Below are 12,841 nucleotides of genomic sequence, written 5' to 3'. Positions count from 1 at the left end.
AACGCGCTGTTTATAGGGTTTTGATATTTTTTGATTCGCTGGTTGCGGTGAGGGCGGGATTCGAACCCGCGGTACCGTTTCCAGTACGACAGTTTAGCAAACTGTTCCTTTCGGCCTCTCAGGCACCTCACCGTTTTTTGCGAGTGCAAACGTACTATAAAAAAATGAATTTTGAAAACCTCTAAGGCGAAAAAAATGATGGTTGACGCATTTAACGGTCAGTTACGGTGTACTGGCATCCGTTTTCGGGGCAGCACCGGTTTTCTTGTTCGCATCGTAATCAATACGGACGTGGTAAATGCTCTTCAACATGTCCTTGAAAATCTCGCTTACTTGCGTAATATCCCGCAACGTGATGTTGCTGTTGATGAGCTGCTTCTGGCTTAATTTGGATTCGATGATTTTATCTACCAAATCATTGATGCTTTGAACGTTGGGTTCCTTGAGGCTTCGGGATGCGGCTTCTACGGAGTCGGCCATCATCAGCACTGCGGTTTCCCTGGAGAAGGGGATCGGACCGGGATAGTGGAATATTTCTTCATCTACCAGCTTTTCGGGGAATGACTTGATGTATGACTGGTAGAAATAGTCCACACGGGTGGTGCCGTGGTGCGTACGGATGAAATCAATGATGACCTCCGGTAATTGGTGTTTTCTCGCCAGCTCGACTCCCTTGGCCACATGGGAAATAATAATCTGCGCGCTTTGCTCGAAGGAGAGGCCGTCATGCGGGTTGTATCCCTTGGTTTGGTTTTCGATAAAATATTGCGGGTTTGACATTTTGCCGATATCGTGATACAGCGCTCCTGCCCGCACCAGCAGCGTGTTGCCGCCTATTTTGTATATGGCGGCTTCGGCCAGGTTGGCCACCTGCATGGAGTGCTGAAAGGTTCCCGGTGCCTTGTAGGAAAGTTCGCGGAGCAATTTGGAATTGCTGTTGGTCAATTCCATCAGGGTAACGTCGGATATAATGCCAAATACGCGCTCAAATGCATAGATAAGCGGGTAGGCAAGCAATGTTAACAGCACGCTGAATACAAAGGGCAGCACATTTGACCAATAGAGGTTGCTGAACGACCCGTCGCGCATGAGCCCCATCCCGAGGTAGGCAATGAGATAGGTGGCCAAAATGATGGCCGACGAGATCAGGAACTGCTCTCGCTTAACCAGTGTTTTGATGCTGTATATCGCCACCATGCCGGTTGAAAACTGCAAAAACACAAACTCAAAACTGTTGGGTACAAAAAAGGCCGCCAGCAGCACCATGAGCAGGTGGATATTGAGCGCCAGGCGCGTATCGAACAATATGCGGATGATGACCGGCACGATACAGTAGGGGATGTAATAGAGATTAGGTAGTTTTATGTTGATGGCCCATGAAAGCACCAGCAGCATGCCGGTAATGACAATGAGAATCAGAAAAATGAGGCGGTTGTTGTGGTAGATGTCTTTCCGGAACAGGTAGATGAAGACAAACAGCAGGGTAACCACCAGTGCAACAATGAGAAACTGGCCCAGCATGAGCAGACTGCGGTTGCCGCCGATGCGGGCTTCTTCTTCATACGCTTTGCGCAGGGATTCAATTTTTTGATAAATCTCGTTATTGATGGTGGTGCCGTTGGCCACGATGAGCTCGCCCCGTTGCACCATGCCCCTTGTGGCCGATATGCTCGACAGTGCGTCCTGTTCGAGCCGGGCCGTCAGGGACTCGTTGAACACGTAATTTACGGTAATGTAACTGGACAGCACATCGGCGAGCCACGCTTTCTGTTTGATGGCTGATTTGCCGGCAATGGTTTTATGGGCATACTCCCGCGCTGTTTCAGTGGTGAATACGGTAGCCGTATTGGTCTGCTTGGCTACATTATCGGTAAGCAGCGTGAAATTATAATGGGGTTGGTCGCCCTGAAATTTATTATTCAGTGCAATGACCCCCCGTTGGTAGATCTCGGTCAGTATTTGCTTGCCCACCTGTTCATAGGTGTTAAGGTTTTCATCCAGCGTGTCCAGCCTGGCGGCTTGCCATTTTTCAGGCAGGGCTGCCTCAAACTGTGCAAGTTGCTGCTCGAGGACCTCCGTATGGTGGTCATATATGGGATATACCGATTTAAGCACACTTTCGCGGTCTTTTTCCAGCTCCGCCTGTGTCTTCAGGATGGCAAAATTATAGGGCGATATGAGATCTTCATGCATCCATACCTTGCCCTTTTCAAACTCGTACCGGAAACGCGGTTGCTTAGGGAGAAACACCGTGATCAATGCAATGCTTGCCAATATCATGCCGTACTTGAGCATGTATGCATATTTGCCGCCGGTATGGGTTGTCTTGTATTTAATTTTCAATCTCGCCACGGTATGGTATTTTATCCCAAACTTACTAAAAAATCGGTACGCACCGAAGAAATGGGGGTACAGCGCAAAGGTAATAAATTAGTCATGTAGGCGGTGTGCCGCTTTTAACGGTATCATAAATTACCGTTAACATTGACTTATTATAGATGCTGTAATTTAACATGCGCAATTTTAACAAGGGTAATGACATGACAAAATCAAGTATTGAAATCACGGACAATGCGTACCTCATCAAACTCAATAAAGCGGAGTTTGAATATCCGGTGGTGCGCAAGTTGCTGAACAGGCTGCTTAACGGCAGTTTCCAGAGCGATGACGAATTCGGCGGCGATGAATTCCCCGCCGGTAAGTACACAAGCGATCTGGGCGATCGGTTTGATTTTCTGGCCGATAAATAAGCGGGCGGTTTATTGCTTTCTTGGTAAAGAAATGGGGGCGATTCATTATCTTTGCCAAAAAAAGCCATACTGCCATGCCCAAGCGCAAACACCTTGTTGCCCCTTCCGTATTGTCTGCAGATTTTGCCCATTTGCATGATGACATTGTTATGGTAAACCAAAGCGAAGCCGATTGGTTCCATATCGATGTCATGGACGGTGTATTTGTGCCGAATATTTCCTTTGGTTTTCCGGTCTTGGCATCCATCGCGCACTACGCGAAGAAGCCGCTGGATGTGCATCTTATGATCGTGGAGCCCCAGAAATACATCAAGCAGTTCAAAGAGGCCGGAGCCGATAACATTACGGTACATTATGAGGCCTGCACACACTTGCACCGCACGGTGCATGCCATCAGGGAATTGGGATGCACGGCGGGAGTGGCCATCAATCCGAGTACGCCGGTATCTCACCTGTATGAAATTATCGATGACGTTGATCTGGTGCTGATCATGTCGGTTAATCCGGGTTTCGGCGGACAGAAGTTTATTGAAGCCACTTACCGGAAAATCAGGGAACTGAGGGCTATGGCGGCAGACCGGAATGCCGATTTGCTGATTGAAGTGGATGGCGGCGTGAGCAACCATAATGCACTCGCGCTCCTCAAGGCCGGCGCGGATGTGCTGGTGGCTGGTAACGCGGTCTTTTCTGCTAAAAATCCCATTCACACCATTGCCGAAATGAAGCGGATTTCCCCCGATCTGATATCGGCCTGAAAGACCCATGCAGCGGAAGGTTGAAATTGTTTAGAATATTTCCAAATTGCTTGGCGGATCCCTTACCGTTAGTTTGAACTGGTTTTTTTTGTAAATTCGCAGGGTTTTATAAAAATAACGACACCTTATCGCCCGTTATTTTTCATTTCATTTTAACAAAACAGCAAATAGATGGCTTTTGATATCGACATGATTAAAAAGGTCTATGCCCGGTACGGCGAGCGGATTACCGCTGCCCGTAAGGTGGTAAATAGGCCGTTGACCTTGACAGAGAAAATTTTATATGCTCACCTGTGGGATGGCAATGCCACCCAAGCGTATGAGCGAGGGGTTTCGTATGTGGATTTTGCACCGGATCGCGTTGCGATGCAGGACGCTACGGCCCAGATGGCTTTATTGCAGTTCATGCAGGCCGGAAGGCCTAAGGTAGCCGTACCCTCTACGGTGCATTGCGATCATTTGATCCGTGCGAAAGAAGGGGCTGAGAAGGATTTGGCTGTCGCGACGACCGAGAGCCGTGAAGTTTTTGATTTCCTGGCTTCAGTGTCCAATAAATACGGCATCGGGTTCTGGAAACCGGGTGCGGGCATCATCCACCAGGTGGTGCTTGAAAATTATGCGTTTCCCGGAGGTATGATGATAGGAACTGACTCCCATACCGTTAATGCGGGTGGTTTGGGCATGTTGGCTATCGGGGTAGGTGGAGCTGATGCGTGCGATGTGATGGCTGGACTGCCCTGGGAACTCAAGTTTCCGAAGCTTATCGGCGTTAAGCTGACAGGCAAACTCAACGGCTGGACGGCGCCTAAAGACGTTATACTTAAAGTGGCGGGCATCCTTACGGTAAAGGGCGGTACTGGCTGTGTGGTGGAGTATTTTGGTGAAGGGGCGAAGTCTATGTCGTGTACCGGCAAGGGTACCATCTGTAATATGGGGGCCGAAATCGGCGCTACCACGTCTACGTTCGGATACGATGAATCCATGGAGCGGTACCTCCGGGCAACCAACCGTGCCGATGTGGCTGATGCCGCCAACGCCGTTAAGGAACACCTGACGGCCGACCCTGAAGTGTATGCCGATCCGGAACGTTACTTCGATCAGGTGATTGAGATTAACTTATCTGAGCTGGAACCGCACCTCAACGGTCCGTTCACTCCGGATTTGGCAACGCCGGTGTCTAAAATGAAAGAAGAGGCTGCTAAGAACGGCTGGCCGCTGAAAGTGGAATGGGGGCTGATTGGATCGTGCACCAACTCTTCGTACGAAGATTTGTCCAGAGCGGCCTCGGTGGCCAAACAGGCGGTTGACAAAGGCTTGGTAAGGAAGGCCGAGTTCGGTATTAACCCGGGTTCTGAGCAGGTACGTTACACGGCTGCCCGTGATGGCCTGCTCAATACCTTTACCGATCTTGATGCAACGATTTTTACCAACGCCTGTGGCCCCTGTATTGGCATGTGGGCGCGCGTAGGGGCAGAGAAGGCGGAAAAGAACACCATTGTTCATTCGTTTAACCGCAATTTCGCCAAACGTGCCGATGGTAATCCCAATACGTTTGCGTTTGTAGCGTCGCCGGAGATGGTTGCTGCTATCGCGATTTCGGGCGACCTTTCGTTTAATCCGCTCACCGATACTTTAATCAATGATAAGGGAGAAGCAGTGAAGCTGGATCCGCCGGTGGGTGATGAGCTTCCGAAGAAAGGTTTTGACGTGGAAGATCCGGGATATCAGGCACCGGCGGCCGATGGCAGCGATGTGGTGGTTGCGGTATCGCCCACATCAGACCGCTTGCAACTGTTAGATCCGTTCCCGGCATGGGAGGGTACAGATTTGAAGGGCTTGAAGTTGCTTATCAAGGCCAAGGGAAAATGTACCACGGACCACATTTCGATGGCCGGACCTTGGCTGAAATACCGGGGGCACCTCGACAATATTTCCAACAACCTGCTTATCGGGGCGGTCAATTTCTTTAATGATAAAACGGATTCCGTAAAGAACCAGCTAACGGGTGAGTATGGGCCGGTACCGGCTACGCAACGGGCGTACAAAGCTGCTGGAATAGGCTCCATCGTAGTGGGGGATGAAAATTACGGTGAAGGCTCGTCGCGCGAGCATGCGGCCATGGAGCCGCGTCATTTGGGTGTACGCGCGGTATTGGTCAAATCATTTGCCCGTATCCATGAAACCAACCTGAAGAAACAGGGGATGCTGGCATTGACGTTTGCCGACAAGGAGGATTACAACAAAATCCTTGAAGACGACACTTTTGATATCGTGGGGTTAACCGAATTCGCCCCCGGTAAACCGCTGACATTGGTGATTCGCCATGCCGACGGCACAGTGGATGAAATAGCGGTTAACCACAGTTACAACGAGCAGCAAATCGGCTGGTTCAAGGCCGGTGGTGCACTCAATATCATCCGCCAAGGCTTAGCATCGGCATAATGGTCTAAAAAGGCGCATTAACTAAACTAAACAACTAAACATAAGCCGTCCGGGCATACGCCGGGACGGCTTTTTTATAGCCATTCGTTCAACGAGAAGGTCTCCTTCAGCCGGTATCCTTTTTCAGTAAGCTGTATGGTGCAGCATTCGTTTACCGGATCATGCTCCAGGAACAATGCGTATTCATGATCCACCGCCTCTTGCCAATAATTCTTGCGCTCTTCCATCGTTACCAGCGGACGCACGTCATAGCTCATTACATAAGGAATAGGGATGTGGCCCGCGGACGGAAGCAGGTCAGCCATGTATAGTAATGTCCTGCCGTTGTAATTGATTTGGGGCAACATCATGGCGTCGGTATGGCCATGAGCGAACCGAACGGTAATGTTCTCTGAAAACTGGATGCCGTCTTCGGTTTCAATGAAACGGAGCTGTCCGCTTTCATAGATGGGAATGATGTTTTCCTGGAGGAACGAGGGTTTTTCCCTGTGGTTGGGAAACAGGGCCCAGTCCCAGTGCTGTTTGTTGCTCCAATAGGTGGCATTTTTGAAGGTCGGCACCAGCCGTCCGTCGTCGGCCGAGCGGCGGATGGCGTCTCCGACATGATCGAAATGGAGGTGCGTTAAGAAAACATCGGTAATGTCGTCGCGGTGAAAACCATGCGCGGCCAAAGAACTGTCGAGCGTAGCATCGCCGTGCCGGTAATAGTGGCTGAAGAATTTTTCATCCTGCTTATTGCCGATGCCGGTGTCTACCAGAATAAGCCTTGGGCCGTCTTCAATGAGCAATAACCGCGCGGCCCATGTACACATGTTCCGTTCGTCGGCCGGGTTGGTGCGTTGCCATATCGATTTTGGCACGACACCGAACATCGCGCCGCCGTCAAGTTTGAAAAAACCAGTGTCAATGCTGTATAATCTCATGCATTAAAGATAAAAAATGCCAGTAAAATAAGTAAACGATTGCGCGGAAACATGCGTAAATTTTTATTGGAATTCGGCTAAAACGATAAACACCACTGATTTATAGTGTTTTGACTTAGTGTAAATTATACAAAAAGCTGATTTTCAGTATTTTTAATTTTATAATATGCATTTTTAATCTATACCTTTGTCGCAGTTCTTTTTGGTTTAATATATTGAAAAACAGCTATGGAGGCTTCAAAAAAAGCAATTCTTGAGTTGGATTATCTTTTCATTCGTGGCAATGGAAATGTACACTATCAAAAAAACATTGCCGAATTGGTGGAAGATGCCGTCGCGGGCCGAGAAGGGTACCTGTCTGACACGGGCGCATTGGCAGCAGATACGGGACATTTTACCGGCCGGGCGCCGTACGACCGTTTCATTGTGCAAGACAAACTTACCCGGGATACGGTATGGTGGGGCAGTATTAATCAACCGATATCGCCTTCCGCTTTTGAACAGTTGTTCGAACAGGTGGGCAGTTATTTTAACGATAAGCCGGTTTTCGTCAGGGATGCTATGGTAGGGGCTGATCCGGGCCACCAGATTAGCGTACGGGTGGTTACCGAAACTGCCTATCAGAATATTTTTGCCCATAACCTCTTTCTGCGGCCGTCCGTTGCGGATCCGTCGGCACGCCCCGAATGGTCCATCCTCGCCGCGCCGGGTTACCGTTGCGGGCAACCGGAGAAGTACGGTTTGCATAATCCCAATTTTGTGGTGATTAGCTTTACCCATAAAGTGATTTTGGTGGCCGGTACGGGCTATACCGGCGAAATCAAGAAGGGGATGTTTTCCGTGCTTAATTTTATTCTTCCGCTTCAAAAGCGGGTGCTGTCCATGCATTGTTCGGCCAATACGGACAGGCAGGGGCATACCGCACTTTTCTTCGGGCTGTCTGGTACCGGGAAAACCACCCTGTCTACCGATACGGGTCGTTTGCTGGTGGGGGATGATGAGCATGGATGGGACGATAAGGGCATTTTTAACTTTGAAGGCGGTTGTTATGCGAAATGTGTAGGACTGGATGAAAATAAAGAGCCGGAAATCTTCAGGGCGGTGCGCTTTGGTGCGCTTATCGAAAACATCGGTTTCTTTCCCGGTACCCGGATACCGGATTATGCTGATACCTCGAAAACCGAAAATACTCGCGTGGCCTACCCGATCCACCATATTGCGGGCAGCATAGCTTCGGGTATGGCACCGGCGCCCAACCATATTTTTTTCCTCACTGCTGATGCTTTCGGCGTGATGCCGCCCGTTTCGCGGCTGTCCACCACGCAGGCCATGTACCACTTCATATCCGGGTACACCGCAAAGGTGGCGGGCACGGAGGTGGGCGTCAGCGAGCCGAGGGCTGTTTTTTCTGCGTGCTTCGGCGAAGCATTCCTGCCGTTGCATCCGTCTTATTATGCGGAACTGCTGCGGAAGAGGCTCGAAGCACGGCAGATTGATGTATGGCTTATCAATACCGGGTGGATTGCCGGGCCGTACGGCGTAGGCCGCCGTATTAAACTGGATTATACCCGGTCCATCATACGTGCTGCCATCAATGGAACCCTTAAGGAGGCGCCCTTCCGGACGCATCCGGTATTCGGGTTTCGTTATCCCACGGCATGTCCTGGCGTGCCCGATACCGTGCTCGATCCGGTGAAGCTATGGGCCGATGAGGAGGCTTACTATGCCCAGGCCAACCAACTGGCTAAGCGATTCATTGGTAATTTCGGTAAATTTGAAAGGGAGGTGAGCCCCGATGTACTGGACGCCGCACCTGTGATATGGGAAGCTAAACCTATCGGTTAATTGTTTAATAATCACAGCCCGGCCCTGTAAACGGTATTCCGCTTACGGGGTTTTTTTTTGAAAATCGCGCAAACGATTGTTTGGGAGATTGGTGTGTTAATTAACGGATGAATTTGCATATTGCATCCGTTTCGGCCGTCAGGCCATTTATCCTGTATATATGAGCAGTTTCAGTTCGCATCAGCTTTCCGGCCTGGTAGGGCAGTTCCATGTCAGGGGAACGGTTGCCAGCGTTATGCCCTTTGGTTCGGGGCACATCAACGATACTTACCGGGTGCAGATCGATAAACCGGGGGAAAGAAGCTACTTGCTTCAACGGGTTAATCATCACGTTTTCAGTGATGTGCCAGCCGTTATGGAGAATATTCGGTTGGTTACCGGACACCTGCGTGCCAAATACCGCGCAAACGGGGATTCAGATGAACGCCTCCTGGATCGCAAAGTGCTTACCTTGATACCCACCAAAACCGATCAGTTTTTTTATCGCGATGAGCAAGGCAACTTTTGGCGCATGTTTGTGCTGCTTGAGAACACACGGAGCTACGATATTGTCGGAACCCCGAAACAGGCGCGTGAAGGCGGCCGGGCATTCGGTCAGTTCCAGCGATTGCTGTCTGATCTGGATGCGGCGCTTATCCGCGAAGTGCTGCCGGACTTCCATCATATCGGCAGGCGCCTGGATAAACTGCACCGGGCGGTAACAGCAGATGCCGTGCAGCGGTGCCGACGGGTGGGGGAAGAGCTGGCATTTATCAGCAAGCGGGAACGGCGCATGCATACCGTGCTGCAATTGGCAGACAGCGGAGAACTCCCCGTGCGTATTATCCATAACGACACTAAATTCAATAATGTGCTGCTTGATGAGGAGGATAGATTGCAGTGTGTGATTGATTTGGATACCGTGATGCCGGGGTATGTGGCTTATGATTTCGGAGATGCCATCCGCACCATCATTAACCGTGCTGCGGAGGATGAAGCCGATCTCCGCCGCATAGCGTTGAATATTCCCTTGTTTGAGGCCTATACCGAAGGGTATTTTGAAGAAGCGCACCCTTTTCTGACCGTTGGGGAAGTGGATTCATTGATGGAAGGGGTATTACTGCTGCCGTATATGCAGGCCGTTAGGTTCCTGACGGATTTTCTGGAGGGTGATCACTATTTTAAGACTCACCATCCCGATCATAACCTGCAACGTGCCAGGGCGCAACTGAAGCTTGTGGAACGGCTGGAGGCCGAGGAGCCGGCATTGCTCGGCATCATCAACCGGGTGAAAAGCCGGTACGGAATAAATTGACCCTATGAAACAGTTGGATATCCCTTTTTTGGCATCGATAGGATATGATACGCCCGCCAGCACCGTAATGGAGGCCCTGGCCGCAGTGCCTGCCACGGCATTGGCGGAGGTGCCCTGGCCGGAATTCCCTTATCGGCCTTCGGTGAATTTCCGGATAGCCCATACGGAAGACAGCCTGGTGCTGCTGTACGACGTCAGGGAGAAGAACGTTAAGGCCGTTTATCGCAAGCCCAACGATCCGGTATATAAAGACAGCTGCGTGGAGTTTTTCCTGTCGTTCGATGGACAGCATTACTATAACCTGGAGTTTAATTGTGTCGGAACGGGATTGATAGGGTATGGCGGCAGCGACAAAGCGAAACGTAAACGGCTGCACCCCGACACCGTCAGGAAGGTGAAAGCATACGGCAGCATTTCAGCAAGCCATGTACCGGACGGGACTGATACCGCATGGCAATTGTTGTTGAATATTCCTTTGGTGGTGTTTGAACATCACCGTATCACCACAATGGCCGGCCTGCAGTGCCGGGGTAATTTCTATAAGTGCGGGGATGACCTGTCCGTGCCGCACTTTGTGGCGTGGAACCGGATTGTGGCCCCTGTGCCGAATTTCCACCTGCCCCAATTTTTCGGCGAATTGCGGTTCCAATAGTGTACCGTGGATTGGATTCTGCATAATTCGGCTAAATAATATTGGAAATTAATTTCAAATACCCTATCTTTGCCCGCTCAATTCAATTGGAATAATAGTAACTCATAAATAAAATGAAGAAAGACTTGCATCCGTCAAATTACAGGTTAGTGGTTTTCAAGGACATGTCAAATGATTATGCTTTCCTGACGAAATCATGCGTTGATACCAAGGAAACCATTACATGGGAAGATGGGAATGAATATCCGCTGGTTAAACTGGAAATATCGCATACTTCTCATCCTTTTTATACCGGTAAGATGAAACTGGTTGATACCGCCGGACGTATCGATAAGTTCCGCAGCCGTTATAACAAGAAATAAGGCTATAGCAGATAATTGCATATCGGTCCCGGTAATTACCGGGACTTTTTTATTTTAGCCGTTCTAAAAACGGGATCCAGATGTGGCGCCTTACGCGGCTATGTGATTCCGGAGGGGTTGTGATACTGGCGATTACGCACAGGATAAATTGATTGTCACATTATATTGTTAACTATTTTAAACAAGCACTATGCGAAAGAAAATTGTTGCCGGGAACTGGAAGATGAATCTCGACCACCAGCAGGGGGTAAGTCTTTTTTCTGAAATCGTCAATATGGCAAAGGACGAGGTGATGGGCAGCCAGCAAGTGGTCGTATGCAGTCCATTTATACACCTGCATAGCATTGCGCAACTGGCCAAAGGAACTCCTCAGGTGGCCATCGGAGCACAGAATATTTACTTCCAGGAGTCAGGAGCTTATACCGGCGAAATTTCCGCCACCCAAGTGAAATCCACGGGTGCGGCCTATGTTATTCTGGGGCATTCGGAGCGTCGGGCGTACTTCCATGAGGATGACGAATTGTTGAGCAAGAAGGTTGATGCGGCACTTAAGCATGGTTTGATACCCATTTTTTGTATTGGTGAAACACAGGAAGAACGAGAATCGGGCCGTTATTTTGAAGTAATCCGCCAACAGTTGGATAAGGGGATCTTCCACTTATCCAATGATGCATTCAGTCAGGTGGTGCTCGCTTATGAGCCCGTATGGGCCATCGGCACAGGGCTTACCGCATCGCCGGAACAGGCTCAGGAAGTCCATGCGTTCATCCGGAACGAGGTGGCCGCTAAATATACGCAAGAGATCGCAGACAGCGCCACCATATTGTACGGCGGAAGCTGCAATCCGAAGAATGCGCCGGATCTTTTTGCACAGCCCGACATCGACGGGGGACTTATCGGCGGAGCTTCGCTGAAATCCCGCGATTTTATCGACATCGTAAAGGTGTTTAACCGTTAGCCGGTTCCAGGTTTCATACCATGAAATACAGCGAGGTCATATTTACCTGTCACGGCGGAGAGGAGTGGCAGCAGGACGTGCTGATGCATGATTTGGCAAGCATGGGGTTCGATACGTTCGAGCCCCGGGAAGATGGCTTTGCTGCGTATATTGCTTCTGAGCAGCTGGATTTCCAGGCTATCGAGTCACTGTTGGTGCACCAACCCCCGGGCTTCCAGGTAACGTATGCCGTGCGGGAAATCGTGCCGCAGAACTGGAACGCGGTATGGGAAAGTAATTTCGAGCCCGTAGTGGTGGCCGGCCAGTGCTATGTGCGGGCCACGTTTCATGATCCGAAACCGGATTACCCCTATGAAATCGTGATCGATCCGAAAATGGCTTTCGGAACGGGGCACCACCAAACCACATCCCTGATGTTGGGTTATCTGTTAGCAGCGGAGCTGGAAGGCAAGCGTACGCTGGACATGGGGTGTGGAACAGGGATACTGGCCATTTTGGCGGCCAAGCGGGGGGCATCGCCGGTATGGGCGGTTGACAACGATCCGGTGTGTGTGGCGAGTGTGGAGGAAAATAAAGTGCGCAACGGGGTGGAACATGTCATAACCGCATGCGGGTCGGTGGAGTGGATAGCAGGGAGGAAGTTTGATGTTATTCTGGCCAACATTAACCGTAATATCCTGTTGGAGCACCTGGACGGCTATGCCCGAAGCCTGGATGATGGCGGTGTACTTTATATGAGCGGTTTTTATGAAGGTGGGGATTTGGCGGCGCTGACCACTGCCGGTGCAGTGGTTGGACTGGTTTATGACAGCCATGATACGCTGGACGGCTGGGCTGCGGCACGGTTTGTTAAACATTGA

At 50.3% G+C, this 12,841-nt stretch carries 11 protein-coding genes and 1 tRNA gene; 9 read left to right on the top strand and 3 right to left on the bottom strand.

Annotation, left to right across the window (positions count from 1 at the left end; genetic code table 11):
• Nucleotides 1-45 precede the first annotated feature (45 nt).
• Nucleotides 46-132: transfer RNA gene (locus BM030_RS09225), tRNA-Ser, on the bottom strand.
• Between the two features lie 90 nt (nucleotides 133-222).
• Nucleotides 223-2,295, bottom strand: coding sequence for an HD family phosphohydrolase (locus BM030_RS09220; protein WP_244518824.1), 2,073 nt, complete (start codon nucleotides 2,293-2,295; stop codon nucleotides 223-225).
• A 245-nt stretch (nucleotides 2,296-2,540) separates the two neighbouring features.
• Between BM030_RS09220 and BM030_RS09215 the strand changes: the two genes are divergently transcribed.
• From BM030_RS09215 to BM030_RS09205, 3 genes are all read left to right on the top strand, one after another.
• Nucleotides 2,541-2,750 carry a hypothetical protein gene (locus BM030_RS09215; RefSeq protein WP_139215859.1) on the top strand — a complete coding sequence of 70 codons (210 nt, stop codon included), beginning with the start codon at nucleotides 2,541-2,543 and terminating at the stop codon, nucleotides 2,748-2,750.
• Nucleotides 2,751-2,824: 74 nt separating this feature from the next.
• Nucleotides 2,825-3,505 carry a ribulose-phosphate 3-epimerase gene (gene rpe / locus BM030_RS09210; protein WP_090973418.1) on the top strand — a complete coding sequence of 227 codons (681 nt, stop codon included), beginning with the start codon at nucleotides 2,825-2,827 and terminating at the stop codon, nucleotides 3,503-3,505.
• Between the two features lie 171 nt (nucleotides 3,506-3,676).
• The gene (locus tag BM030_RS09205) at nucleotides 3,677-5,947 is read left to right on the top strand and encodes an aconitate hydratase (RefSeq protein ID WP_090973301.1); all 2,271 of its coding nucleotides are present in this window, start codon (nucleotides 3,677-3,679) and stop codon (nucleotides 5,945-5,947) included.
• Between the two features lie 74 nt (nucleotides 5,948-6,021).
• Here the strand turns inward: BM030_RS09205 and BM030_RS09200 are convergent, their stop codons facing one another.
• On the bottom strand, nucleotides 6,022-6,870 hold the full coding sequence (locus BM030_RS09200; protein WP_090973300.1) for an MBL fold metallo-hydrolase: 849 nt from the start codon (nucleotides 6,868-6,870) through the stop codon (nucleotides 6,022-6,024).
• A 228-nt stretch (nucleotides 6,871-7,098) separates the two neighbouring features.
• Between BM030_RS09200 and pckA the strand changes: the two genes are divergently transcribed.
• The 6 genes from pckA (at nucleotide 7,099) to prmA (ending at nucleotide 12,841) form a co-directional block, all read left to right on the top strand.
• On the top strand, nucleotides 7,099-8,715 hold the full coding sequence (gene pckA, locus BM030_RS09195) for a phosphoenolpyruvate carboxykinase (ATP) (protein ID WP_090973299.1): 1,617 nt from the start codon (nucleotides 7,099-7,101) through the stop codon (nucleotides 8,713-8,715).
• Nucleotides 8,716-8,875: 160 nt separating this feature from the next.
• Nucleotides 8,876-10,009, top strand: a complete 1,134-nt coding sequence (locus BM030_RS09190) for a phosphotransferase enzyme family protein (RefSeq protein WP_090973298.1) — start codon at nucleotides 8,876-8,878, stop codon at nucleotides 10,007-10,009.
• A 4-nt stretch (nucleotides 10,010-10,013) separates the two neighbouring features.
• Nucleotides 10,014-10,661: a carbohydrate-binding family 9-like protein gene (locus tag BM030_RS09185; RefSeq protein ID WP_090973297.1), complete on the top strand. Its 648-nt coding sequence runs from the start codon at nucleotides 10,014-10,016 to the stop codon at nucleotides 10,659-10,661.
• Nucleotides 10,662-10,774: 113 nt separating this feature from the next.
• Nucleotides 10,775-11,023, top strand: a complete 249-nt coding sequence (locus BM030_RS09180) for a type B 50S ribosomal protein L31 (RefSeq protein WP_090973296.1) — start codon at nucleotides 10,775-10,777, stop codon at nucleotides 11,021-11,023.
• A 190-nt stretch (nucleotides 11,024-11,213) separates the two neighbouring features.
• Nucleotides 11,214-11,981, top strand: a complete 768-nt coding sequence (gene tpiA, locus BM030_RS09175; protein WP_090973295.1) for a triose-phosphate isomerase — start codon at nucleotides 11,214-11,216, stop codon at nucleotides 11,979-11,981.
• A gap of 20 nt (nucleotides 11,982-12,001) precedes the next feature.
• Nucleotides 12,002-12,841: a 50S ribosomal protein L11 methyltransferase gene (prmA, locus tag BM030_RS09170; RefSeq protein WP_090973294.1), complete on the top strand. Its 840-nt coding sequence runs from the start codon at nucleotides 12,002-12,004 to the stop codon at nucleotides 12,839-12,841.

The sequence above is a fragment of the Parapedobacter composti genome, from assembly GCF_900112315.1.
Lineage (GTDB): Bacteria > Bacteroidota > Bacteroidia > Sphingobacteriales > Sphingobacteriaceae > Parapedobacter > Parapedobacter composti.
This window is presented reverse-complemented; position numbering and strand designations above follow the sequence as displayed.